The organism is Blastopirellula sp. J2-11 (assembly GCF_024584705.1).
GTDB lineage: Bacteria > Planctomycetota > Planctomycetia > Pirellulales > Pirellulaceae > Blastopirellula.
In genome coordinates, this window is the sequence record NZ_CP097384.1 from 378,503 (window position 1) to 404,682 (window position 26,180).

At 55.5% G+C, this 26,180-nt stretch carries 20 protein-coding genes; 9 read left to right on the forward strand and 11 right to left on the reverse strand.

The genetic code is table 11. From position 1 onward, the window contains the following. Window positions 1-76 precede the first annotated feature (76 nt). The 3 genes from M4951_RS01600 to M4951_RS01610 form a co-directional block, all read right to left on the reverse strand. A complete protein-coding gene (locus M4951_RS01600) occupies window positions 77-1,867 on the reverse strand; it encodes a hypothetical protein (protein WP_262024736.1) in 1,791 nt (596 codons plus the stop codon). Beyond that, window positions 1,864-3,669 (reverse strand): hypothetical protein, encoded by a 1,806-nt coding sequence (locus M4951_RS01605; protein WP_262024737.1) that lies wholly within the window; start codon window positions 3,667-3,669, stop codon window positions 1,864-1,866. The genes M4951_RS01600 and M4951_RS01605 overlap by 4 nt, the downstream gene beginning before the upstream one ends. A gap of 102 nt (window positions 3,670-3,771) precedes the next feature. Continuing rightward, on the reverse strand, window positions 3,772-4,716 hold the full coding sequence (locus M4951_RS01610) for an ABC transporter ATP-binding protein (protein WP_262024738.1): 945 nt from the start codon (window positions 4,714-4,716) through the stop codon (window positions 3,772-3,774). A 439-nt stretch (window positions 4,717-5,155) separates the two neighbouring features. Between M4951_RS01610 and M4951_RS01615 the strand changes: the two genes are divergently transcribed. From M4951_RS01615 to M4951_RS01645, 7 genes are all read left to right on the forward strand, one after another. Next, the gene (locus M4951_RS01615) at window positions 5,156-6,181 is read left to right on the forward strand and encodes a DUF1559 domain-containing protein (RefSeq protein WP_262024739.1); all 1,026 of its coding nucleotides are present in this window, start codon (window positions 5,156-5,158) and stop codon (window positions 6,179-6,181) included. A gap of 349 nt (window positions 6,182-6,530) precedes the next feature. Next, window positions 6,531-7,943, forward strand: a complete 1,413-nt coding sequence (locus tag M4951_RS01620; RefSeq protein ID WP_262024740.1) for a bifunctional folylpolyglutamate synthase/dihydrofolate synthase — start codon at window positions 6,531-6,533, stop codon at window positions 7,941-7,943. A gap of 272 nt (window positions 7,944-8,215) precedes the next feature. Next, on the forward strand, window positions 8,216-8,800 hold the full coding sequence (locus tag M4951_RS01625; RefSeq protein ID WP_262024741.1) for a sigma-70 family RNA polymerase sigma factor: 585 nt from the start codon (window positions 8,216-8,218) through the stop codon (window positions 8,798-8,800). Next, window positions 8,797-10,209: a FecR family protein gene (locus tag M4951_RS01630; RefSeq protein ID WP_262024742.1), complete on the forward strand. Its 1,413-nt coding sequence runs from the start codon at window positions 8,797-8,799 to the stop codon at window positions 10,207-10,209. The genes M4951_RS01625 and M4951_RS01630 overlap by 4 nt, the downstream gene beginning before the upstream one ends. Window positions 10,210-10,264: 55 nt before the next feature. Next, on the forward strand, window positions 10,265-11,230 hold the full coding sequence (locus M4951_RS01635) for a DUF1559 domain-containing protein (RefSeq protein ID WP_262024743.1): 966 nt from the start codon (window positions 10,265-10,267) through the stop codon (window positions 11,228-11,230). A 172-nt stretch (window positions 11,231-11,402) separates the two neighbouring features. Then, complete coding sequence (locus tag M4951_RS01640) at window positions 11,403-11,825, forward strand: carboxypeptidase regulatory-like domain-containing protein (protein WP_262024744.1); 423 nt, start codon at window positions 11,403-11,405, stop codon at window positions 11,823-11,825. Window positions 11,826-11,901: 76 nt separating this feature from the next. Continuing rightward, a complete protein-coding gene (locus M4951_RS01645) occupies window positions 11,902-13,401 on the forward strand; it encodes an FAD-dependent oxidoreductase (protein WP_262024745.1) in 1,500 nt (499 codons plus the stop codon). Window positions 13,402-13,634: 233 nt separating this feature from the next. Here M4951_RS01645 and M4951_RS01650 read toward each other — a convergent pair whose 3' ends face one another. The 3 genes from M4951_RS01650 to M4951_RS01660 all read right to left on the reverse strand — a co-directional run bounded on the left by M4951_RS01650 (window position 13,635) and on the right by M4951_RS01660 (window position 16,880). Beyond that, window positions 13,635-14,858: a DUF1444 family protein gene (locus tag M4951_RS01650; protein ID WP_262024746.1), complete on the reverse strand. Its 1,224-nt coding sequence runs from the start codon at window positions 14,856-14,858 to the stop codon at window positions 13,635-13,637. Between the two features lie 220 nt (window positions 14,859-15,078). Beyond that, window positions 15,079-16,365, reverse strand: coding sequence for a DEAD/DEAH box helicase (locus M4951_RS01655; protein ID WP_262026978.1), 1,287 nt, complete (start codon window positions 16,363-16,365; stop codon window positions 15,079-15,081). Between the two features lie 254 nt (window positions 16,366-16,619). Then, entirely contained in the window at window positions 16,620-16,880 is a 261-nt protein-coding gene (locus tag M4951_RS01660) for a hypothetical protein (protein ID WP_262024747.1), read from the reverse strand. Window positions 16,881-17,359: 479 nt separating this feature from the next. On the opposite strand from M4951_RS01660, the gene M4951_RS01665 reads away from it, so the two are divergent. Further along, the gene (locus M4951_RS01665; RefSeq protein WP_262024748.1) at window positions 17,360-18,916 is read left to right on the forward strand and encodes a HEAT repeat domain-containing protein; all 1,557 of its coding nucleotides are present in this window, start codon (window positions 17,360-17,362) and stop codon (window positions 18,914-18,916) included. A 36-nt stretch (window positions 18,917-18,952) separates the two neighbouring features. Here the strand turns inward: M4951_RS01665 and M4951_RS01670 are convergent, their stop codons facing one another. Next, a complete protein-coding gene (locus M4951_RS01670; protein ID WP_262024749.1) occupies window positions 18,953-19,873 on the reverse strand; it encodes a macro domain-containing protein in 921 nt (306 codons plus the stop codon). Window positions 19,874-19,892: 19 nt separating this feature from the next. Further along, window positions 19,893-21,767 (reverse strand): class I SAM-dependent methyltransferase, encoded by a 1,875-nt coding sequence (locus M4951_RS01675; RefSeq protein ID WP_262024750.1) that lies wholly within the window; start codon window positions 21,765-21,767, stop codon window positions 19,893-19,895. Between the two features lie 711 nt (window positions 21,768-22,478). Between M4951_RS01675 and M4951_RS01680 the strand changes: the two genes are divergently transcribed. After that, on the forward strand, window positions 22,479-22,814 hold the full coding sequence (locus M4951_RS01680) for a hypothetical protein (protein WP_262024751.1): 336 nt from the start codon (window positions 22,479-22,481) through the stop codon (window positions 22,812-22,814). A gap of 4 nt (window positions 22,815-22,818) precedes the next feature. Here M4951_RS01680 and M4951_RS01685 read toward each other — a convergent pair whose 3' ends face one another. The 3 genes from M4951_RS01685 to M4951_RS01695 all read right to left on the reverse strand — a co-directional run bounded on the left by M4951_RS01685 (window position 22,819) and on the right by M4951_RS01695 (window position 26,063). After that, entirely contained in the window at window positions 22,819-23,355 is a 537-nt protein-coding gene (locus tag M4951_RS01685) for a hypothetical protein (protein WP_262024752.1), read from the reverse strand. Between the two features lie 121 nt (window positions 23,356-23,476). Next, window positions 23,477-24,274: a hypothetical protein gene (locus tag M4951_RS01690; protein ID WP_262024753.1), complete on the reverse strand. Its 798-nt coding sequence runs from the start codon at window positions 24,272-24,274 to the stop codon at window positions 23,477-23,479. Window positions 24,275-24,986: 712 nt separating this feature from the next. Continuing rightward, complete coding sequence (locus M4951_RS01695; protein ID WP_262024754.1) at window positions 24,987-26,063, reverse strand: TIGR03009 domain-containing protein; 1,077 nt, start codon at window positions 26,061-26,063, stop codon at window positions 24,987-24,989. Window positions 26,064-26,180: the final 117 nt, after the last annotated feature.

Sequence of the window (26,180 nt, forward strand, 5' to 3'; positions counted from 1 at the left end):
GCGAAGTGCGCAAGCAAAAGCGGCGAAGTTGGAACGCTCCGCCGCTCTTTAGAATACGCGTTTTCGCAGTGCGAGGCTATTCCGCAGCGGGAGTCGCGGCTTCCGGCTTCGCTGCTTCGGCCGGTTTGTCGGCTGCAGGCTTTTCGGTGGGGGGCGTTTCCGGCGTTTTCTCTGGCATCGGCGTTTCCGTCGCCGGCGCGTCAGTCATGGGAGCCGGCTTCTTCATCTCGGGTTCCGCCGCTGGAGTTTCGTCCATCGGCTTGGCCGCTTTCTCTTCCTCCGTTTCGTCCTTCGACGAAGTCGCGGGAGGCGCTGGACGCTGGAACCCTGGGATGTGAATTTCCATGAGGTCCATCAGGGGGAAGTCGGCCGGTAACGTTTCGCCCAGTTGCTCCAGCAACTGTGCATACGTTTTTAGCTCGTCCGACAAGTCGCCGCTGGCAGCGTCATCTTTCAATTCGGGATGCTCGGCGTAAATCTCCGCCCACAGGTCCCAGGCCTGATTGTAGAGATCACGCGATTCGACCAGGTTGGCGTTCTCGAACGCTTGATTCGCTTGATAGACAAGGCTGCGAGCCTTGATCGCACGATTGGTCATTTCGGTCGAGGAGCGAGTCTCCCAGTAGTCGTAATGAACGACGCTCTTTTGTTTGTCGATGATTCCTTGCAGGAACTCCAGATCGGTAATGTCGCGGTAAAGGCGACGAATCTCGATCGCTTTTTTCGGGTCGTTGATTCGTTTGATGAGATCCGCCGGTTTGGGCGTGATCGCTTCTTGGGCTTTGCGTGCGGCCAGCAGTTGTTCGCCGGTTCGCTCGGCTTCCGGAACCTCGAGCGCCGCAAGTTGGTCTTCCGGCAGTTTGGCCTTTTTCTCCGAGCGAATCTCGGCGTCAAGCGGGCCGATCAATTCATTCGCTTTCGCGCGGAGTTCTTTCAACTGCGCCGTGTAACGCTTGTAGTCATTCAGTTTGACCGGAATGCCCCAACTGGTCGGCAAGTCGCGATCGCCGTAATCGTTGGTCCATTCTTCGTTTCCTTTCGCCCAGGCGGTTTGGGCAGTATCGCCGATGGCGCCTTCTTTTTCGATGAACTCGGCGAAGCTCATCATGCGCTTCGGAGCGTTCGAGAAGAAGATCGCAGGCGAGGCGTTGCCGATCTTACCGGCGCCCGTGTCGACCACGCGGTCGGACCACTGATTCCAGAGACGAGCGACGAGCCAGTTGTCAGGCTTGTTGCCGACGCCGGCGGCGTCTTGCTCGACGTTCGAGCCTGCTTTGCTCAGGTAATCATTGATTTCGGCATGAAATTCGGTGTCATCGGGGAAGATCTGACGGTACTGCGTTTTTTCGTCGGCATACCCAAATTTGATGCCGAAGAAGTGCGCGACCGCGTTCATCAGTTTCGGTTCGTCATAGTTGTAACGCGTACCGGCCATCTGATATTCCAGGCCTTTTTTGACCCACAGATAACGATGGCGATAGTTATCGAACTCGCGCGAAATGTTGTACGACAAGTTCCAGGCCTGATATTCCCAAACGCTCAGGAAGTGGGGGTTCAGGTGGGTGATCTGCTCGCAGATCGCATTGACGTGATCGTACTGTTCGGTCTTTTGGTATTCGTTCAGCTGATTCCACAGAATGAGCGTCGCGATCCCATCCATGCCGAGCATGCTCAGGCGCATCGCTTCGCTGGTCGGATCGATTTCGCCCAATTCCGCTTTGGCGATGCGATATTCGGTCCGCTTTTGCGCCAGCAATCCGCCGGCGCTATTGGACGTTCTCGGTTGACTCAGGAACGAGTTCAAGATCAACAGAACGACAATGCAGCCGCCATAGATAATCTTGCGAATAAATGATCCGTTGTTCATCCCGCGATCTCCCGCGTTTTCAGGAAGAAGTAACCGGTCGTGACAAGGCAGACGAAAAACGCGCTGACGATCAACAATTGTTGAATCATCACCACGCCCGGAATGTTATAGCCGTCCACGACGAAGCTGTGAGTATCAAGCTGGTTATAGTCAGGCAGCATGTTGACAAAGACGCGTAACCCATCGAAGAAGCGTGCGTCGATGAACTTGACGATGTTGACGTAAACGCCCTCGTCCAGATCAACCATCACGTTTTTCTGATTGAACAGGCGAATCGAAGATTCGACCGGCCCGCCGCCGTACCACTCGCCGTTGGCCAACTCGCGGACGCTCTCGGCGAAGAAGCCGTAACCTAAAGCGATCAATGACGCCAATGCGGCGACCGGACCGTTGAGGAACGTGCTAAAGACCAAGCCGAAAGTCACGACCATCACCACTTGGAACCACATGCTGATGTAGCATTTGACGAAGTTCCAGAAGAACGAACCGTTGCTCTTCAAGATGAAGACCGAGTTTTGGGCGACCCCGTAGTATTGGCCCCGTTCCGAACATTGAATCCAGAGTTCAATCTTGCCGTCGGCGTTGGTCAGATTTTCGACCAGATCGAGATTCGGCGCAGTGGGGTCAATGTCGGAGTTTTCTTGCGATCGCGAGACGAGTACGGTTTCCGCTTCTTCCTTCGCCGTGAAGGGGATTGAGCGTGAGCGGATGTCGAGATCAGGATGCTTGAAATAGTACGAACCGCGAATGCCGCTGACGATGTCGCCTTTGTAGGTGCGGAAGACGCGTAAATTGAACTCCATCGGCAGCTGATTTTCTTCGTTCAGCAACGCGTCGGACATGTCGAACGTAAAGACGGCTGCCGAGAGGGTTCCCCCTTCGATGTGACCGTAATAGTCCCATTCGTTACCGACGTTGATCCCTTTGCTGGTCGGCTCGCCGCCGCGATCCAGGAAGCGAATCTTGCCCAGATGACGGACGCGAGCTTGCAGCATCTCTTTGGGCCCAGAGACGGAGAACGTACCATCTTCGTTCCGCGTAATTTGGTGCGTATGTTGCCGCTCGCGAGCGGCAAGTCCGTCTCCGTCAGCGTCCAGCGAGAAGGGGTGACTATGGCCGACGTTAAAGGTTGTTTCACCTTCCCAGCCGATGACCTTGGTCTCGCCGGTCGCGTCATCGGTAGCGGTCAGTTCGGTGACCGATTGCGGATCGACCTGGTGCGTGTGATCCAGACCGCGATAGAGAAAGACATACGAGCAAATTCCCATCGCGACCAGCATCATCGAACCGACGCCGATATAGCCGAATAATCGTCCCAGGAAGATTTCCCAGTGCAGAACCGGCTTGGTGTAGATCGTATAGATCGTCTTGTTTTGAATGTCGGCCGGCAGGCTGAAGACGCTGAGCAAAATACACATCAACAGCAGCAGCCAGTTTTGGAACGTCAGCACGAAGCTCAAATAGAGTCGCACCGGAGATTCCGAGTTGGGGGTGATGTACCAACCAGAGAAGAGGAGCACCACCATGAACAACGCAAAAGCGACCAGCGCCCGTTTGCGTATCGCTTCTTGGAAGGCCAACCAAGTCATCGCGCCGACGCGACGAGGCGAGATCGACAAGAGTTCCGGCACCGATTCGACCGCGATACGGCCGACAGCGTAGAACGCTTCGAACGGGCCGTTGCGAATCGAGGAGACGATGAACCCTATCAGCGCTCCGGCCACCGCCAAAATTGCGATTGCCGAGATGAACACGACCAGGCCGCCCAAGTGATCGGCGCCGGGCAGCAACCAGTCGTTCATCGAATAAATATCGTTTTCGATTCCCATTGAATCGCTTTACCTACTAAGCCAGAAAAGAAAGAAGCGGCGCCCCCGGTAGCGGCGTCCGACGCAAATCCAGAATTAGTTGGCCGAATCGTCTCGGTCGACGCGAGCACGTCGACCCGGTCGGGCCTCGCTGTCGCGCACGATGCTGAGGAACAATTCTTCCAGGGTGGTGGTCGGATTCTCCATGTCGATCAATTCGCCTTCGTGACGTTGAATCACCTGACGAATCTCTTCTTTGGCGGCGTCCGACAACTTGCGAGCGCGAATTTGCGTTTCATCGCGCACTTTCAACAGAGCGTCGACACGCCCCATTTCTTTCAGTTCACCCTGATGCAAAATCGCGATCCGGTCGGCGACGTCTTGCAGGTCCGCCAATTGGTGACTGGTGACCAGCACCGTCTTGCCTTCGTCCCGCAGACGCAAGATCAAGTCTTTCATCTCGCGGATACCGAGGGGATCGAGGCCGGTGGTCGGTTCGTCCAAGAAGATCAGTTCGGGGTCGTTGATCAGCGCCTGGGCCAAGCCGATGCGGCGCGTCATCCCCTTCGAGTATTCTTTCAACTGACGTCGCTCGGCCCATTTCAGGCCGACCATATCGATCAGCTTGTCGATGCGCTCACGGCGAACCGAAGCCGGCATGTCGAACAAGCGGCCGTAAAATTCGAGCGTTTCGCGGGCGCTTAAGAAGCGATACAAGTACGATTCTTCCGGCAGATAGCCGATTCGTTCTTTGATGCTGACCTTCGAGGGATCTTCACCAAAGACGAGCGCCTGACCGCTGGTCGGGAAGAGAAGTCCCAACAACAGCTTCATGGTGGTCGATTTGCCCGAACCGTTCGGCCCCAACAGGCCGAAGATTTCTCCGCGGCGCACCTCTAAGTCGAGCGCTTTTAACGCGCGGACTTTTTGGCGTCCCCAGAAATCGCGGTAAACCTTGGTGAGATTACGAGTTTCAATAACGATTTCATTGGATGCCGCCGGCGTTTCCGCCGCTGAATCCATGGTCTCGGTCGTCGCCATAGAGGAGCTAAACCTGCCAAATAAGAAGCGAGAAGGATAAGTAAGGAAATGAATGACGCCGCGTGCAAGCAACAGAAGAGCTAGCTCTACCCATCAACTACGCACATCCATGGGCAATCGTTCGCCGAGCCGCGTCCATTTTTTTACCCCGTGTCAGGGGAAGATAAAGGACGATAGCGTAAAAGGTTGACTATAGATGCCAGAGGGGGCTATCGCAAGGAAACCATCTTCCACCGAGGCGAGGTTTCATCCGATCTTCTTTGTTTTGTCCGGATTTGCCCACTCTTGCAGCTTATGCGGAATACCCTCTTTTCCTTAGTCCAGCGAATGGGGGGGGGCTGTCTGGTTGACCCCTGTAGGGAGCTGGCTCATAATTGCGAATCGCTTTTGATATGAAGTCTCAGCTTCAACAACTCGAATGATTGCGCGAGGAACCGGAATGAAGAGGTCGGAAAGTCATGGATTTACACTCGTTGAGTTGCTGGTGGTGATCGCCATTATCGGGGTTTTAATCGCATTGTTGCTACCTGCGGTGCAGCAGGCCCGAGAAGCAGCGCGGCGGATGTCCTGCTCCAACAATATGAAGCAGCTCACTTTGGCTTCCCATAATTACCACGATACCTTTCTGCGTTTTCCGATGACTCGAGAAAACTCGGGCGGCTGGTCGATCCAGGCTCGACTCTTACCGTTTATCGAACAAGTCGCATTACAGAATGCGATCGAGTTTCACGTCCCCTACGGCGAGTACATCGACGGCACCCATGATTCAATTCGATTTGGCTCGGATAACCGCATTTTACCGGCGCTGCGAGTCGACGCGCTGCTTTGTCCATCGGAAATCAAAGATCAGACTCGCACGGATGGCAGCGGAAATCCCGAGCATTACCCGTTGAGCTATGTCGTTAATCAGGGACGCTGGGTTGTTTGGGATGGCTCCAACGGCGGAGAGGGAGGGTTTACGGCTGAAAAATGCACAAATATGGCGGCCATTATCGACGGGACCAGCAACACGTTGGCCTTTAGCGAGGCCCGAGCATTTACGCTTTATGATCGCGATACGTCCACCTATAGCGACAAATCACTGCAAGCCAGCGCGACGGTGCAATCGTACATGGATGGGCTAGTGGGAAGCATCAGTCGTGATTCTGGGCATACGGAATGGGTCGACGGTCATGTGCATCACAGCGGATTCACTACGTTCTTCCCCCCCAATACCTTGTTCAAAGATGCCAATGGGAAAGGTCTGGCCATCGATTTTACGAATAATCGAGAGAAGAACGTCACTTCTGCTTCCAACGCTCCTACCGTCGCTGCAGTCACGGCGCGCAGCTTCCACCCCGGCATCGTCAATGTTTCGTTCATGGATGGCTCGGTCTCGCGCGTTTCCGAAACCGTGGATCTCGATGCCTGGCGAGCTATTTCAACTCGAGCGGGAAGCGAAGTGATCGACCGCAGCAGCTTGTAGGGAATGCAACGATTACAAAGCTTGCCGCTGCAGATCTGCAACATTTACAATCGCTCCGCTGCCCAATGCGGGCGTAGAATCGCATTAACCTATTATCCTGTAGCGAGATACGGCGTTTTGCGTCGTTTTTTCAGCGGTTTCGGCACGGAGTATGCATTACCAATCTTCCAGAATCCAAGACGTGAACTCTTCCCGAAGTAGCGTCTCTCCGCACTCTCCGACAGAACTCCGCTGAGATCCTCGCCGGTTTAGGCCTCCCGCAGCCAAGCCGGCTTTTTTTATTTCTTGCCCCCGCTTCCGCGGTCTCAACCCAACGACATCGGATGGCCGGAGTAGTAAACTCAAGCTAATGGACGGAAAACCTGAAGTATCGCCCCCGAGCGTCGAACTGGCGACTCCCCCGATTCGCTCGTACGACGAGGCGATCGATTTTCTGCTGGGTCGGATCAATTACGAGAGAGCGGCGGTCATCCCGTATCGTTCCCCCCAGTTTCATCTGGCTCGGATGCGGCGGTTGGACCAGTTGTTGGGCAATCTGGTTGACCAGCTGAAGATCGTCCATATCGCTGGAACCAAGGGGAAAGGCTCGACCGCGACCACGCTGAGCGCCATTCTCGAGGCCGAAGGATACCGGGTTGGACTTTTCAGTTCTCCCCATCTAGAGCGACTGGAAGAACGGTTCGCGATCAATCGAATCGCCTGCTCGGCGGACGAAGTGACGCAACTAATTCACGATATCGCGCCGGTCGTGCTGCAGATTGACGCTGAACGCGACGGGGATGGTCCGACCTATTTCGAGATCACCACCGCAATGGCGCTGATGCACTTCGTTCGCAGCGGCGTCGATGCGGCGATCCTAGAAGTGGGACTTGGCGGGCGACTCGACTCGACCAACATTTGCCGTCCTCTGGTCTCCGTGATCACCACGATCAGCCGCGATCACATGGCGCTGCTGGGCGACACGCTTGGTGAGATCGCTGCAGAGAAGGGGGGCGTCATCAAAACCGAGACGCCGATTATCTCCGGCGTGGATCAGCCAGAGCCGAGTGCCGTGATTGAACAGATCGCCGCCCAACAGGCAGCCCAATTGATTGAGATCGGTCGCGACTTTGTCGTCCAGTCGCATGGCGAACGTACGTTTGACCTAACTTGGCGTCAGGGAGAAAAAAACGAAACGCTGGCCGGTCTGATGTGCCGCATGGCGGGCAAGCATCAGATGCGTAACGCGGCGGTCGCGGTGATGGTCGCCAAATCGCTGCAGTCGCACGGCTTTTCGATCAGTGAAGCGGCGATTCGTCGCGGCGTGTCGGACGCTGAATTGCCGGGCCGGATTGAACGCCTGGCCGATTCGCCGGTCATCTATGTCGACGCGGCTCACAATGACGCTTCGATTACGGCGCTGCTCGACGTGCTGATCGAACTGCCGGTCAACCGTCGACGTCTGGTGCTGGCCCTCTCGAGCGACAAAGAGCATCGCGAAATTTTGAAGTTGCTGCTCCCACATTTTGACGAGATCTGGTTTACCCGCTACGCGACCAATCCTCGCGCGGTTGAGCCGAATGAGCTGGACGCCATGGCGGTGAAGCTGCCGACAGGGCGTCGCACCGTGATCCGGCACGTCATCGAAGATCCGCAGCAAGCGTTCGCCGCCGCTATCGCCGCATCGAACGAGAACGATCTGCTGTGCGTGACCGGGTCGTTCTTCATTGCCGGCGAGTTCCGACGCTTCTTTCGCGAGCTTCCGCCCCCAGCCGTGTCGTAAAGCAAACATCGTGATCAACGCGATGGAGAGATGGGGCGCTTCTGTCTATATCGCCGCTGGAAATTAAGGGATTTCAAGCGTTGTTGCCCGACAAGTTTCTGTGGGGGGCGTCTGGCATGAAAAAAAAGTGGTGAAAAAAAGGAATTCTCGTTTTTTTCGCGTTATGTCTGGGTGATTGCGTCAATTGCTTGATGTCGGCGGCGCAACGGACAAGAACAGGTTGGTAAGACCTGGTTTCGTTTTCACAGTAGAAGTCGCTGGTTCACCCCCCTATGAATCGCAAAATGGATGGCATGGCCGCAGAGGTAAGAGTGACGAATGGTACCCCTGGCCAGCGCGACTCGTTCGTCGAGAGTGACGACTGGTTTCGTGGGGAATTGGATTCAATCCAACGCGTTTTGTTTAGCTTCGTCGCCTCTTTGGTAAGAGACTCCCACTTGGTGCGCGATGTTGTTCAAGAAACCAATCTGGTGATTTGGAAGAAACGAGACGAATTTTTGCCGGGGACCAACTTTCGATCGTGGGCTTTGCGCATCGCCTACTATCAGTCATTGGCCGCGCTCAAAGCGTCGCACCGTAGTCGGCTCGTTTTTCGTCAGGATCTGGTCGATCAGCTGTCCGAGCAGGCCGGAGCCACCGAAGCGATTTTGACGGATGACATGTCGAACCGTCTCCGATCGTGTTTACATCGTCTTACGGCGCGACAACGAGAGGTCATTGAGCTTCGTTATCACCAAGCGTGCACGATCGAATTTATCGCGGAAAAATCGGAGCGATCACGGACTGCCGTCGGAATGCTGTTGAGCCGCGCGCGAGCCGCTTTGTTGCAGTGCATGAAGTCGGGAGGGAAGCAATGATTCATGGTCGAAACTTCAATTTCAACATGTCGTGGGAAGACGATTTCTCGGAACGCGAATTCCATCGCTTAGTTGGTAAGCTGCTCGAAGGTGAAATTTCGGATCAAGAATTCGAGCGACTCCAAACGCAACTTAGCAAGAGTGAAACGTTGCGCAACAGCTACATGCAGTTGGCCGAACTGCACGTTTCGCTATCGGATACGTTTGCTGATGTTGTTCGGCCTGCCGCGCGAGAAGTCGCAGAAGCTCACAGCATGCCGCCGCAGCGAAGACCGCTCGCTCTCGTCGCCGTTCTCTGTGCGTTATTGCTCATCGCTTGTTGGTTTTACTTTCCAGCGGCGAACTCGACGCCGATTGCCTGGACCGGCTTCCAAGCCTCGGCGGGCCGCGAACTGCGGTCAGGTGATCGACTTGTCGCGACCGCGAAAGAGGGTTCGATCATCTTTCGGAACGGTGTGCGCGTTTCCCTATCGAAAGGGGCCGATTTAGAACTGCTAGCCCCAAAACTGGTTCGGCTGCACACAGGCCAAGCCCACGTCGACGTCGGCGAGCAAGGCAAAGGCTTCACCGTTTTAACCGAAGCGGTCGACGTGATTGACCTGGGAACCGTGTTCGGCGTCAGTGCAAACTCTCATGGAGAGACCGACGTTTTGGTGTTTGACGGAGTCGTCGATATTGCGAGCAACAAACTGCCGAAGTCAGCACGCGAGATGCTTGTTTCAGGACAAGCCCAGCGTTACCGCAAGTCAGGCGGAGATGAACGAATCTCGACGGTCTGGAGTTCGACGTCGCCGCCGGAGTGGTCGACCGTCTCTCGTGGCGGTAATTCGTTGATCGCATCCGTAGCGGACAACGTTTCCAGCGACTCGGACGCCAAGTTTTACATGGTTGTCCCCGGCGGTTTTAGGGAAGATGCGAAAGTCTACGCCGATCGAAATCATGAGTGGAACGGATTAGGCGAAACAAAGATTCCTTCAGAGCTGATCGGCGCCGATTACATTCGCACCTTTAACGATGATAAGAATCGCAAAGATATCCAGATCACGATGACGTTATCACGCCCGGCCGACGTCTACGTCTTGGTCGATGAGCGCTATCTGGTTCCCGAATGGCTGGCCAACGACTTTGTCGATACCGGTTGGCAAGTGGGGATCGACTTGGGAGACAAGTACCAGCAACGAGATATTCTTGTGCCGCCGTTAGGAACCGCCGATATACGTTGGCTCGGCAAAGGGGCAGGTCGATCGGTGGACGTGCCGGTGAATGTTTGGAAACGGAAGGACATCGCCGATCTGAGCATCCATTTGGGCGCCAACGGTGAGAAATCCGATCAATTTGACGGCGCTACCGAATTAGCCGGTTCGATGTACGGGATCGTCGTTGTCCCCAAGAATCGGCTTGACGATTGAAATCAATTCATCTTTCTCTTCATCCCATGTGTGCTTTTTTGAAGGAGCTTGTCCTATGTCTAGAGCCAGCGGCCCCAACCGTAGAGGGTTCACGCTTGTCGAGCTATTGGTGGTCATCGCAATCATCGGCGTGCTGATCGCGTTGCTGCTGCCGGCGGTGCAACAAGCGCGCGAAGCGGCGCGGCGAATGAGTTGCTCGAATAACCTCAAGCAAATCGGCCTGGCGATACACAATTATCATGATGTTCACCGAGCGCTGCCGCCTGGGCATGTCGTGCAGCAAAACGATCCTGATTGGGGAAGCGACTCGGCTGATACGGACGTCGAGTGCTGGGGATGGGGCGCTTTGCTGCTGCCGTTCATCGAGCAATCGGCGCTGTACGCTCAATCAGGCGTCGGACAGGGACAGTTGCTAGAAAACGTCATCGACCCGGTCGCGTTGACGCCGCTGGACGCTTATCGTTGTCCTTCAGACACAGGCCCGGTAATCGGCGACGGCCGCGAGTACTCGGAATGGGCGCTGTCGAACTATAAGGCGAGCTACGGCCATCGTCACCGCGCGCTGCAGATTACGCCGGTCGTTGCGGCGCAAACCGGCGTATTTTTCCCGATCGGCAAGCCGGGATCGTCGCAAGGGTCATTGCGACTGCGAGACGTAACCGATGGAACCTCGAACACGATTGCGATCGGAGAGACCACCTGGAAACGAGGGCAACTCTTTTACCAAGCGGCGGTTTGGGCGGGCGCAACGCGAGGCAAAGGGGGGAATGTGACTCGAGACCTGTACGCTGGAGGCCGGGCCTCGATCAATCACTCCAATCCGGTCTCCAACGAATTAAAAGAGAGCTTTAACAGCTTGCATCCAGGAGGCGCCCAGTTCCTCTTCGTTGATGGCTCGGTGCATCTTGTTGCCGAAACCATTGACTATGTTACGGACGGTTCCAGCAACGAAAGTGACGTGGATAGCACCTACGAACGATTGTTGGCTCGTAACGACGGCCAAGTCGTCAGTAATTTTTAATCGCACGTGCCGTGATCCCCTGTCTCCGCTTTCAATTCTCAGGCGTCTTCTCCTGTGTGCAGACGCTATGTCTGCGCATAGGTCGCCGACGCTGGATCTTCGACCGCTTGCGCAAACGGGCCGTTGCGGTCCTCCATTTACAAACGTTGATCGAGAAATACAGGCAAATAGAATGTCGAATCATTTCATCACCAAAGCGAGCATGCTCTGCATGGCGTTGCCTTTCTGTTTGTTGACTTCGCTAAACCTTGGCTGCAATCAACAGAAAGGGCCTGAATTAGCGACCGTTTCGGGAATGGTCACGCTGGATGCGCAGCCTCTCGAAGGCGCCACCGTTCACTTTCAGCCAAAATCAGGGCGCCCTTCCTATGGGATCACCAACGAGCAGGGAGAATACACGATGGGGTATAGCCTTGAGCGAAGCGGTGTGACCTTGGGGCCGCACGTTGTGATCATTCGTACGTTGATCGAAGATGATAACGGCAGCGTAACTCGAAAAGAACTGCTGCCAAATAAATACCATAACCAAACCACGCTCTCCGCCGTTGTCGAAGACAAAGCGAACGTGATCGACTTCGACCTCCAGTCGAAATAACGCAACGCGACAAACGATCGCGACCATTCGCTTCCGCAACGGAAGATCTTGCTTTACTCGTATCAGAAAGTCACCGATGAATCCAAATAAATCACCGATTATCCAGGGCCGACGCGCATTCTTTCAAACGTCGGCTGTCGGCGCGATGGTCGGCGCACAGACGCTGTTGCTCGGCGAAGCGCTCGGGGAAAGTCCGGCGGCGCTCGACGGCGTTCTGAAAAAGCCGGACTTACTGCAAGGAGAAGTGCTGCGAACGCAGGGGGAATTGATCGAAAATCGCGCCGCCCTGGTCGAACGCGAGCGCGCCATACCAATCGCCGGTCATAGCGACGTGTTGGTTTGCGGCGGCGGTCCCGCCGGCATTGGCGCCGCGCTGGCCGCAGCGCGAGCCGGAGCCAGCGTGCAATTGATTGAGCTCGCCGGTTGCTTGGGGGGCGTCTGGACCGCAGGCTTGCTGACCAAGATCATCGGCGGCGGCAATAAGCCCGGCATCATGCAAGAAGTGTTGACCGCAATGAAAGAGCGCGGCGGCGACGTCGCCAAATCGACAGGCGGCGAAGTCTATGATCCCGAGTTAATGAAGCTGGTGTTGGAAGAGATGTGCGTTCAAGCCGGCATTCGCATTCAGTTGCATACGCGGTTGGTCGGGACGGTCACCGACGAGCAAAAGCGAATCGTTGCGATCATTACCGAGTCGAAGTCGGGACGCCAAGCATGGGTCGCGAAGCGTTATGTCGACTGCAGCGGCGACGGCGATCTCGCTGCCCAGGCCGGTTGTCAGTTTGATGTCGGTTACGACCGCAACTGCGAATGCCAGCCGATGTCGATGATGGCCCTGCTGACAGGATTAAACATGGCGGAAGTGGCCGAATTTATTCGCGAGAACGGTGCGGAAGCGAAGCCGCGATTTTACAAGTTCATGAAGGAGGCCGGCATTGATCCCTCGTATCGTGCGCCGACCTTACGTCATTTGCATAGCGGAATCTATTCGTTGATGACCAATCACGAGTACGGCGTGCCAGCGTTCGACGCCGGCGCGATCACGGAGGCGACGATCCGATCTAGAGCGGAAGTGCATGCGATCGTACAAGGCTTGCGGAAACTCGGTCGCCCCTGGCAAGATCTCGCGGTCGTCGCGACGGCCGAGCAGATTGGAGTGCGTGAGGGACGCCGAATTCGAGGCCGCTACTATATCACCGCGGACGATCTGATCTCGGGCATGCGGCATGAAGAAGCGGTTTGCAGCACCAGGTTTGGATTCGACGTTCACAACGTCTTTCCGGACGGATCGAATCCGCCAGACGTGAGACGATATCAAGCGGCCGGCGTTAAAGAGTACGACATCCCGTTGCCGGCCTTGGTCGCCGCCGACGTCGATGGACTGATGATGGCCGGCCGCTGTATCAGCGGCGACTTTCTCGCTCATTCCAGCTATCGCGTGACCGGCAATGCGGTGCCGATGGGAGAAGCGGCCGGCTTGACCTCGGCCGTGTCGGTTCAAAAAGGGGTGATGCCCCACGAACTGGCTTGGAATGAAGTTCAAAAGTTCGCCCAGACCAAGACCGTGGCCTCGTAGCGGTCGCTTGATTGGTGAACGGCCTTCATTCGGCAGGAAACCGGTTGTCGAATGAAGGTCGAATCACGAAATCGTTCGTCATTCGCACATTGGGTCATTCATTCGACATTGGTGCTTCGACATTCGTCATTGAATGGGAGACCCCATTTCCCTCGCTCGCGCGTCGGGCTACGAAGAGAAATGGCAGCCAGGTGTTCAAATAGCGCTACTTCAAACCTTCAAAAAGCAGCGCGTTAGGCGCTGATCCGCTCATCATGCCCTAGCTTCTCCAGTTGCTCATCACTGGGGAACTCGGTCACCCGGAACCGCGGCGGATAGGTTTCTAGATCTTCCAGCAGATCGCCGACGATCGACTCCATCTTGCTCCACGACGCCGAGGCGACCGTTCCTAGGCGTCCGGGATCGCCGAACAGCACATAGTCGGTCTTGGGCAACAGCGACGCGACGTCACGCGTCCAGACGCTGTAGGTGAGGATCTCGTTCGACTCATTCCGCTTGATCGCGGTGTAAGTCGCGACGAAGAGGTCGATACCTTCTTCCTCGAAGACCCCTTCCAGCATCGTTTTCTGCTCTTCGTACTCGCCGAGCAGGGATTGGACCTCGAACTCGCGGAAGCGGGGATAGAGGGGATGCGCGCGATGGGGGAGCCAGGTTTCCCACTCGCCATCGAACAACCGAACCGGAATCGCACTGATCGGGCGCGGGTCGGCGCTCGATTGTTCAATCAGATCCAGCATCATCGCCAGTCCCTCGTTATCATCGCTGCCGACGACGATCAGCGAATCGCGATTGGGAACGACGGCGACCGGGTCTCCCTCTAGCTTGAATTCCAAGATATGGTCGATCAGCAGCATCCTGGCGGCGTCATAACTATCGCCGCTCGCCAGTGCGTACAGCTTTTCGCCGACCACGCCGACTACAAACTCAGAATCTTCCAAGTTCTGTTTGGCGATCTCCATCAATTCGTACAGCGAGACCCCCCAAGTATCGAGCAGCTCTTGATCAATCGCGCGGATCGATTCCGGCAGATCAAAGACCGGCGCCGCTAGCAGATGCTGGCCAATATCGACGTAGGGAAGTTGCAGCGGAGGACCGCCGCGAAAGTACTGTTCGAGCCGGAGCATCTCGAAATAGGCGCGGCTGCGGACGACAGGGCGAACGTCATGTCGCGCATCTTCAAAGTCCTCGGGGACTTCTTTGCGGTACGAGAGGAGCGCCCGGGTTGCTTGCGAGAGGAATTCGTCTCGATCGGCTTTGGCGATGCTGCAGTATTCGGCGTACAGATTGTTCAGATTGGCGATGCCGGCTTCTTCGCCGTTCTCATAGAAGCGGAGCTGGAACTCTTCGTTGTGGAAGATGATTTCTTTGGTTTCGCCGGCCAGGCGAATCCGATCGATCAGCAATTGGGCGAAACGTTCCTGCTTGGAGGGACCAAACAAAAAGTCAAACATACCCATGCCAAAAGCTCCTGCGCCAAGGTCAAGTCGCGATCCTGCGCTTGACTATTCATCCCGTTGTCATCGTAGTTTGGGCTCTGGCGCGATCGTTTGCAAGAAACCTAGACGCTTCGTCATTACGAAGACTTCGCGTGACGCGGCGTTTTTTCCAAGCGGCGTCTTCGGTTTGAGGTTCGCTCCACGCCGATTGAATGCTTTCGAGCGGCGTTATTCCGCTTTGCTACAAGGCCCGACGGTACCGTTTGGCGCGGCTTTTCAGACTTTTGGGAGGTTCCGCTTTCGGCTCTTCGGTCACCATGCCGACTTCTTTCTGCCCGTCGGGACCAATTGCCGTCGCGGCCGGACCAGGTCCGGTGTCGACATCGGTTCGTTCATAGGGAGCGAAGCCCGGCAACTCGTCGCGGATCAGCAGCTTGTCGATCCGGACTTCGATGCGCGTTAGCTCATTCCCCTCTTCCGGCGTGACAAAGGTGAACGCGATTCCTTCTTTGCCCATGCGGCCGGTGCGGCCGACGCGGTGGACGTAATCGTCCGAGAATTCAGGAATGTCGTAGTTGATGATGTGCGACACGTCCGAGATATCGATGCCGCGGCCCACGACATCGGTCGCAACCAGCACTCGAAATCTACTCGCTTTGAAATCAGACAGAGCCCGGTTGCGAGCGCCTTGCTGCATGTCGCCATGGATGCAATGGACCAGCTTGGTCTTTTTGGACAGCCGTTGCGTGATCCGCTCGGTTCCCCGCTTGGTTCGGCAAAAGACGATCGCTTTTTGCGGCTGTTCGCGTTTGAGCAGTTCGACCAGCATGTCGAACTTCTTCGAGTGGTCGACGGTAAAGTAGCGCTGCTCGATCGTCTCGGCCGAGATATTGGTCGGCGAAAAGTCGACCTTCTCGGGATCGCGCATATACCGCTGGGCCAGCTTTTCGATTGTCGGCGGCACGGTAGCGCTCAACAACAGCGTTTGGCGTTCTTCCGGGCAGCGACGCAAAATCTTTTCGATATCAGGGCGAAAGCCGATATCGAGCATTCGGTCCGCTTCGTCCAGGACGACAGTCCGCAGCATCTCCAACTGGAGCGCTCGGCGGGTCATCAGGTCAATTACGCGGCCGGGAGTGCCAACCACGATGTGGGGAGCCCGCTTCAGTTTTTCCATTTGCGAGCGAAGCGGTTTGCCGCCGTAGACCGCGACCACGTTGATTCGTTGCCCATGGGTCAACTTGGCGATTTCGTCACGGACCTGGACGGCTAACTCGCGAGTCGGCGTCAGGATCAACGCTTGGGGGTTGCGAGAATTGGGGCCGTGCTCCAGTCGTTCGATAATCGGAATGCCGAACGCGGCGGTCTTTCCGGTGCCGGTGCGAGCCTGGCCGAGCACATCTTTTCCCTCGAGAGCCAAGGGAATGATCGCGGCCTGAATCGGCGAGGGTTGGATATAGCGAGCCGCTTCGAGCGCGGCCTTCATTTCCACCGACAGAGCCATGTCGGCGTAGTTGATATCAGCCATCTGGGACAAGGGAAGCTCTATTCAGTCAAGGGCTGCGTGCTAGAAATATAAGCCCTCTAAGATAATCGAGTCAGCCGCTAGCGACAATCGGCAAAATTCGGCCCGATTGGGCCTAAGTCGTTGAAGCGCAAAAAAATAGGCCGAGCCGTTATCTCGCAAATTGCGGGATAGCGGCCCGGCCTGTCTCGTCGTAACGGGCAATTCCCGGGTGGGAATCAGCTAATCGGCGCTGCGGCTTGCAGCGGCGGCGTTAGCTAGGCGTCGCCGCCGCTGCCGGAGCTTTCGCCTTCTTTTTGGCGGTTTTCTTCGGCGACTTTTTGGCGACCTTTTTCGTGGCTGCCTTCTTCGGCGACTTTTTCGCGACCTTTTTGGCCGGAGCCTTCTTGGGCGACTTCTTCACCGCTTTCTTGGCGACCTTTTTGGCAGGGGCCTTCTTCGGTGACTTCTTGGCGACCTTTTTGGCGGCCTTCTTCGGTGCAGCTTTCTTCTTGGTTGCCATCTCCGTGGCTCCTCAAGTGGTAGCGCCCATCTTCTGTAGTGAACTGCTCCTTGGGCGCTAGGTAGGGGGAGCAATTCGAAGTTTCAAATTAACGAATCGAAGCGACCGGCAGTTGGCCTGGGGCCGTCCGTCCCACGGCGCCGCGATTCGATCAATAGTCTTGAGGACGTTTTTTCGCGCGGAGGTTTGCTCCTCGTGGACTTTTTTGCGACCCATTTCTGGTCGATCGCTTGTGCAGTTTGCGATCGTAAGAAATGCGTCACCTCAGCGTGTCCGCGCATTGAAGCAATTTCGCCTCTTTTTCGTCAAGGTGAATTATCGTACTTGGCTTACGAATTGTTCATAAAATTCTCTTCCAGCGACGCCGAACGTTCAACTTTCAACAAAGAACATGCTTCGCGGTACGCGCATTCGGTGGTCGTAGCCCAGTCGAGATCAAACTACACTAAATAAATCGTTTCTTTCCACTCGCGTCGTTTTTCCCTCGCAGTATTCATGTCGGACCGGCTTAACGAATTCCTCTTACAACTTTCCGGCGCGCTTCCCGACAACGGACCAGGTAGCGGAGATCCACATCGCTTTCATTGGATCGCGGCCGCCGACGAGCTCGAAATCAGCGCTATTTTAATGGCGCTGGAGCACCTGCCTGACGACTTCCCCCGTGAGCGCCGCATCTATCTCGACAGCGCGCTCAACCTGGTTGCGATGCGGCTGCGCGAAGACCCCGATTTGCCGCTGGAGTTGATTCCGCGGATCACGGCTCTTTATCGCCGCTGGGGCGCCGAACATCCGCTGCGGCATTTGTTGCTCCCCTGGCTTACCGCCAATGGGACGATTGAAGCGCTCAGCCAGTTCGCCGACCTGATCGCTGACGATCCGCCCAATCGCACCGCCGCCGCTGCCGTCGGTTTTGCGCCGCTGATGCGCGACGGTGATTTCAACGCCGAGGCCCTCTATCCGCGGTTGCTCGATTCGCTGCAACATTTAAGCGTCGCCGCGCTCGTTTTGGACCTCTCTAACTTTCTGTTTCGCACCGGTCGCTTGACGACGCACCCGGCGGCCGGCGTCAGCGGTCAGTTGATTGATCTGCTGGGCGGTATCACCACGCGGCTCGGTAAAATGGAAGAAACGAGCGAATTAACCCCCGAAAAGCTCCAAGTGATGCGAGCCCAAGTCTCCGAAGGGGTCGCGATGGCGGTCGCTTTGTGCGACGCATTGGCCTTGATTGATGACAAAAACGCGATCGGCAAACTGAATCAGGTGCTCGAGTTGAGCCATCGTCAGCTGCAATGTGAAGCGGCCGCCGCGTTGGCGCGCATGGGGGTTGAAGAGGGAACCAAGCATCTGGCCGAGATGGCCAAGCACCCGGTCGCGCGTCTGCGCGCGTTAAAATTTGCAGAAGAGATCGACCAACTCGAATCGATCGACGAAGAATGGAAGTCTCCGGTCGCTCGCGCCGAGGGAGAATTGGCCCTCTGGTTGTCGCAAGAAACGCAATTTGGCCTGCCGCCGCACGAACTCGAACTGGTCGACCAGCGTGAGCTGTCCTGGCCCGGCTTTGACGATCCGCAGATGTGCTATCTGTTCAAGTATGCGTTTCACATGCCTGCCGGCAGTTTCCATTCGCTCGGCATGGTCGGCCCGCTGACGCACAGCTTCGCCGCCGATCTGACTCCTTGGAAGCCGGAAGACGCTTATGCGGCTTTCGCAGGTTGGCAGTCGGAGCATCAAGATATTTTTGAGTCGGAGCCCGGCGAATGGCAGGAGGCGCAAAAACAGTTGGCCGATTCTCTGGCGACTCGTCTGCAGTCGGAAGGTTACGAAATCATCCAAATCATCAAGCTCGGCTACTTCTTCGGCGATGTTCGCCTGGTCGCTGTCGTGCGGCAAGTGGTCGGAGCGTTGCCAGGCGTCGCCGTCGCCGACCTGCGGACCACGACGTTCTATAGCAGCGAAGGAACCGATCGCCCCATCGGCCCCCACGAAGCCTACATGATGCACAAGGGCCGCGAGCTGCTGGCTTCGTTCAATCCCAATACGTTTGGGATGTAAACGGCAGTGCATTTGCTGCTATTGCATTGCCGACATCTAAGTTGTTTCGCGTGCGACTAGCTCTGGGTGGCGGCAAATCAAGCTTATGTAGTTGCTTAACTCGCCCAGTTCGAGTGATTCGTCACGAAAGTAGTCATTAGGGGAGATCACAATCGTTAACTGCTTGGTGAATTGTGATCGACTAGCGGCTTCGACAAAAGAATTTGCGATTTCCTGAACCAGCTGAAGGTGGTTCGTTTTAATTCTGGCGAAGTTCGATCCCAGCACGGGAGTAACCAGTGGTTCCATGCCTGGGCTTGCCATGACGTAGGGCCATAGCATTCCCAAGGCCTTTCTCAACTCCGGTAGGGTCGCTTCGCCCACTTTTTCGCCGGTTTGTTTAACAAAACCAAGTAGGTAGGCGGTCCGTCCAACCGCGGTGACCCGCGCCACCGTCCCCAGCGGGTAGTGCACATGGAACAACTCCGCGTTTTTAATATCGGGTACTTGTTCCGTTGGGAGGTGAACGAGTTCCGCCATGATCTCGTCTCGAAGCCGCATATCAGCGCCGTTATAGTATTTCCGCGTGAACTGGCCTTGGATGCTTCCCTCGTCGATGTATCCGTTGAATTCGGTGGTGAAAGTCCGTGAAGCGCCGATGATTAAGGCTCCTTCTTGGGCGAACAGATCGCCAACAACAATGCGAACCGTAACATCTCGATCGGGCATTCGCGTTGAAATCGAAAGTTTTGGCCAGATGGCGTAGGCGGCGCCGCAGATCCCGGAGCCGAAAATAATGCTGAATAGCATGATCGAATGCTGTGTTTTCAGGTCAATAACCAGGCCCAGGATTTCAGCGAAGCTCCAAGTGGCGCCGATCATGACAAAGAACATCTCAAGCGTTTTTTTCCAATGGCGTCGCCAGAAACTGTTTGACGTCCACATTCTTCTAACAGTTTCGAAATAGAGCCAATTCATGACTTTTCCTCGGCGACGACTAGCTGTCTTTGACACTTTCCGTCTCCGGTCCATCATCAATTCGACGAATGACAAGCACAACAATCCCTCCGATTGTGCTCAGCAGTTCTGACGGGGAAATAGATATCGACGCTTCTAGAACGAGGCCGCAGGGGCGAAGATATTCCAAATATTCGTTCAGCGGTAATTTAAAATCGATGATCCGCTCAAGACCACAATTCATCGCTTCAACTTCGAGATTTACAACGCCAAAGTCTCGGTTTTGAGTGGCTAGATCGATGATGTAATGGTGGTAAGCTTTGAGAGCTTCGTCGTGTTCTTCATCGTTGTCGATGTCGTGAGGCCTGAGGAATTCGTCGCCGACGACAAAATACCCGCCGGGTTTGAGATTCCGATAGACGTTTTTAAGATAGCGGAGCTTGTCGCCTCGCTTGATGTGATGTTCGGCAAAGGAAGAGAAGATGAAGTGAAATTCGCCGTCGGGATCGTAGTCGACATTTCCTTCGTACTGAGTGCTGTTTGCAAGTTCTGGCTTAACGCTCGGGTCGTTGTAAAATTTGCTTTGCAGCCGATTGAAACTTTCAGGATCCGATTCGACAGCGATGATATCTTTGTTTTCTTTCAGTTGTGCAAGTCGCTTTGTGAAATGCCCTGTGCCGGCGCCAAAATCGAGCAGACGCAACTTCTGTTCGCCGAAATCCTTGAAGCGATCTCGCGCTTGGCCAACCATTCTTCGGACCATGTCCAGGTAGAATGGATGGTCCTCTTCGTATTTTTCGTATTCTTCCAGCAAAATACGATCCGTCATGTGGACCGTGCCTTTGACGCGAGGCTGTTTTTCAAAAAAGTAAGCGGCTAGCGATTGCAGTTCATCCTCTTCCTCTTCTACGCTGGTTGTGGGAGATATTCTTGGTTCGACTAGCCGACAATGGCGGAGCATCGCGTCGAACAAGCGGTTGCGGGTGTCGATCTCTTCGGGAGAGAGACGAAACTCAATCATTCGATTCTCTTCGTCATAGAGCGAGAGAACCCGATTGGCTGAGGCTTCGGTCGTATCGGAAAGTATCGAGTAGTCTACAGCGCGAAGCTTCGCGATGTTTTGAAACGTAAACATCGTGCCGACGTGCACATTGTATCTGCATGCGTGCTTCTTGATCGTTGACCAATACTTTTGCAGCAGGTCCTTGGACTTGCAGATAAAAATTCGTTCGCTGCTGGGGTCTGTCGTTTCGAGAATCTTGCGGCCCAGATTTGCGTTCCAAAAATCTTCGACCTCGTCCAGAACGGCGATTGCACGCACGCGGCAGGCAAGGGAACTTTGCAGGTGCACGAGAAGTTCTGGATATTGCATGCGATGGAGACTCAGAACAAACCCGTTACCGTGTGATGCGTCGCCGACGAGAACTTGATTGCTGATTTCCTCCACCGCTCGAGTAATGATCTCTTGGTAACAACGGTTGGCCGGTTCGGCATGGTCCGAAATCGTAGCGTCCAACGCTTGGTGGATATTGCGACTTGCGGCGTTCAGTCGCGATCGCGATTTTTCCGGCCACCATGGAGTGCTCGCGTCGCATATTTGCTTCCATCGCTCCTCGTATTTGCAAAAATCTGCGAGTAAGAACTCTTGGTATTGTTCAAAGTCTTCAACGGCGTTAATCACCTTTCTCACCGTTTGCTTTAATTGAAGGAAGTCAGTAGCGTCGGCGGCGACAAGATGTGACAGCGGATGGTATCGATCAAGTTTGTGATTCGCCGTCAACACGATCAGAGGGCGATTTTGGCTAACCAAGTGGCCTGCTTCGTAGTTGAGCCAAGGTCGGAGGGAAGAATAGTCGGTAACAAAGCCGACGCCAAGAGTCGCCTGCTTCAGCGCCTCTTCGATCTCGAAGTACATCCGGCCTCCTGGTTCAATGTCCGTCGAGATGAATATCTCGCATTTCTGCTGAGAAAGCACTTTGTGAAGGATTGACTTGAAGCCTTTTGCAAGCTTTCTCGCTTGGTTACCAGACCAAGATAGGAAGATCAACTTTTGTTCAATGCTCATTTGGGTATTCGCCGTGAGATGATCGGAAAATCGCCGCTAATGGTTGCCATCGTTTGCTAAAAAAATGACATGCTACTTTGCAAAAGGTCCAAGGGACATGCTTGCATCGGTCGGAAGGATCATATTACCGAACGAAAAACTCGCATGCAAACTTGTTCATTATCCATCCGTAGACGCAACTCGCATTCTATTGCCATATTCATCGCACTGAGCGAAGACTCCCAAACTCCAGCCGAAGGTTGTTTGGTTATATCTTCACAATCGGGTTCTATTGCTCGCTGACACGTCATTTGGCCAATGCCTAATCGGTCCCCTCTTTCACCCAGCAAAAAACTAGCGATCCCCCTGCAATCGCGGTACGCTAATTGAAGGCCGTCGGGCTTTGATTTCCTCTGATTCTCATCCTCGCAATCGAGGAGACGATTCATGGCGAGCATTTTGCGAACGGGCTTGGTGCTCTTCGCAGTACTGATCTCGATGGGGTTGGTAGGGCTGATGTTGCCGTCCATGGCCGATCCGGTTTCTGAATTGGAGGCGTAATATTCGACCTCCCGGGCGCTTATGGAAGTCGAGCGGAACGTCTATAGCCATCGTGACGCCGATGATCGCGTCGCCAACGGGATTGACGACCAAAGCCAACTTGACGATATCCAACGCGAGTTCAATCTGGCTCCGTATAGCGAATCCGAGGCCGACTCCGCCCCTTGCGGTTGCCGCAGTCGTTCTCTTCCGGTGGATCCCCAAGGACCGCAGACGACGCCAGCGGTGAAAGTGAGGAGTAATTGCGGCGCTTCGGTGCGTCCAGACGTACCCTGCGACTACAATTCACACGTATGGATGGTCCGTACCGAGGGCGCTGCGGTTTGCTTGCCGGGGCATAGCGGTGAAACGGCATGACCGGTTAGGGAGCCTGTGGCGTTGAACGTCGATCAACGGCGACGGCGAATTTGGCGCCGGCGTAGCCCATCGCCAGAGCAAACAACAGATGGCCGGTTTTCATGAACGTTTCGCGATTGATTGATTCCTTGGGGACGCCTTGGCTTACTCCAACACCCAGAAACCCGCCGCTCGACGCTGTCGGAGCTTTTGGCTTCGGTATCTCCTTCCCTGAAAATATATCGACCCAAGTGGTTTTCGCCATGGCTTGAAACAACGGTTGGAGCAGATGCGAAGCCGGCAGTTGACTCTCATAAGGATCAAGCTCTCGGTTGCCGCCTGACCAAACGAGGACTCCATAACAGATCGCTGGAATCACAAACCCAATCGCATACGCGCGTTCAATCCCGTTGCCGACCAAGGCGACGATCGCCAGCCCCATCAACAGCACCATGGCCAGAAAGATCATGCCTGACGCCAGCCATCCCCCAGCGTTAAGCGTGGCCAAGCCGAGCCCGGCGATAAGCGCCACCACCATCAGTTCGCGTAGAGAGTAGGACATAGGCGATACTCGGAGGCAAAGAAAAGCAGGCCAGGCCGTGCCTGCCGAATGCGTGATTATGCGGCGTGGATAGAAAATCGAGCAGCGCGGCGGCAGGCACGGCCTGCCCTACGATGACGCGCTATTTCAAGTCTTTCGCTTGAACAATGATCTCGCCCAAGTCGGTCACTTTGTCGGGCTCGATTTTGATCTGGCATTGGCCACGGCGATCGGTCGTTTCGTCGTTGAGTTTCAAACCGGATAGGTATCCGGTTGATTCGTGCCATAGCGCGAAAGTCCAATTTCCAGCCGGCAGATTTTTGATCGTGAAGGTTCCATCGGCGGCGGTTACGGCCGCATAGGGAGAATCGCGGATTATCAGCCAAGATCGCATCCAGGGATGAATCGAGCATGACACCGGAATCGGTACGGGTTCCTGTTTTTCAAACTTTTGGATATGGACGTCGCCAGACTGGATCAGCAAGTTGAACGACTTTTTAAAGCCGTCGATTCGATAGTTATGCGTGATCGGATCTTTGTTGGACAAATGAACGGGGCGTTTCGTCCAGATCACCTCACAATGCGGCACATAAACGCAGGCCAGATTGCCCAGTTCGATCGGCGTTTCAATCAGTTTCAAATAATCGGGATGCGGCTCGGGCGCCGTCTCGTCGCGATGGGGCGCGATCCAAATCGCGACGTTTTTCAATTCCCCCTTCGGGCCCACCAGCAGCGTTTCGTCCAAGATGGGCCCGCCGCCGCAAACGCCAGCCGGAAACTGCACCGCCGGCGGAAGCACTTTGCCCTGGACCACGAACTTGCCGGTCAGCGTTCCCCACTCGGCAGCTTGGGCTTGCGCCAGCGGAATCGCAGCGACGATCAGCAGCAAGGCCAGCAATTTCGCGCGAGTAGCGATGGCAGTCTCCTGGGTCGAATTCAATTCGCGAGTCGATTGCGAACGAGTGCCGCCAATCTAGCGGAGCATAACGGCAGTGGCAAATTGTTGGGGATGCGCCGCTGCAAAGATTCTCCTTTGACAAAACTCACAGATCCATGGTCGATTACCGTGCGGCAAGATGCCCAATGAGGCTGCTCGGTCATTTGGGACGGAAGCCGGATTCCCTCAGCTTGCGCACTCGGGCTGGTGTTGGATTGGCGCGATAGAAAACTCGGAGCGGTCCGGTCCAACCTTTTGGTCCCATGCGGAGCACCAAAATGGACATGGCCAAAGCGCCCAACTTAACCCACCGGGTGTTTGGGTAATTTGTGAGAAAACTGGTCGCGGTCCGGTCCAACCTTTTGGTCCCACACGGAGCACCAAAATGGACATGGCTAAAGCGCCCAACTTAACCCACAGGGCGTTTGGGTAATTTGTGAGAAAACTGGTCGTGGTCCGGTCCAACCTTTTGGTCCCATGCGGAGCGCCAAAATGGACATGGCCAAAGCGCCCAACTTAACCCACAGGGCGTTTGGGTAATTTGTGAGAAAACTGGTCGCGGTCCGGTCCAACCTTTTGGTCCCACACGGAGCACCCAAATGGACATGGCCAAAGTCCCCAGCTTAACCCACAGGGCGTTTGGGTAATTTGTGAGAAAACTGGTCGCGGTCCGGTCCAACCTTTTGGTCCATGGTCGCTGAACCAAGGCGCCCACCTAGCGTGGGATCGTATTCGCCTGGTTGTTGCGCGGGGCCAAGCCGATCGGGACGTTTTGGACGCCGCTGCGTTGTTGTTGCATGCCGAATTTTTGTTGTCCCGGCGCGGTGGCGATCTCTGGTTTTTCGACCACCTTTTGCCAGCCGGACGGCAGGGTCGGTTCGTAGAACGAGCGGCGGAACAGGTTCAGTTGCTGCACGTTCAGCGCGAAATCGCCTTGGGCGAAGGTTTTGCGGTTTTTGAACTCGTACGCGGTGCGGGTATGGACCGGCGGTTGGGCGTAGGGGTTCCAGTTGCGATCGAAGACTTGGATCGCGAGCGGCAGGAACTCGGCCTGGTCGATCACGATTTCGACATGGTGAAAGTTTTGCGAGTCTTCAAGATACTTGGGCCAGGCTTCGAGCCAGTATTCGGTTTCGTTGCCCGGCGGCGTGGTGACGCGGAGCCAGTATCGCGCGTTGATCTCGGCCTTGTTGGCGCCAAACATGAACGGCAGCGGGCCATGCTTGATCGCTTGGCCTTGCTGTTCTGGGGGCAACTGACGTTCGATCAGTTGGCGTTTTGGCGCGTTGTACTCGAAGATCGATTTGCCGTCGCAAACCCAGTGTTCCAGGAAGTCGCCGGGAACCGGTTCGTAAGTCGGCTGACCGCCGGGTTGCTGCGGCGCTCGATATTCGTCGAGCTTGGTCAGCTGAAAGCTTCCCTTGTCGGGATTTTCGTATTTTAGCTCACCGGTCGCGAGCGTCTTATGATCTTGCGGCGGTCCAAAGACCGAATCGTATTCCCAGCGGTTGAACTGGCATTCGTACTGCTGCACTTTGCTGCTGCGGAATTCCCAAAACGAGAGGATCTCGTCCAGGTACTGCAGATGCTGCGGCGTCAGTTCGGCGACCCATTGCGGCTGCGGCATTTGGGGCGGAGCAGGGGCGCGCTGCGGGCGAACTTGACCAGATGGGATGACGGGAGCTTGAGCCTGAGCGGCGACCGAAATGGTGACCAAGACCAGGGCCGCGGCGGCGAAGATTCCGTTCTTCATTCGAGGCGTACCAACGTGCAGATGATTTCGTGCGGTCACGGCGAACATCCCTGTCGCTGCGACGCGGCAGGCGATTCCGGGGAGAGGACTGCCGCAGTCGGAAAGTTTAACAGGCCGCCTAGACGCGACCTAGAGCAGATTTCGCCCCTGGGGAGG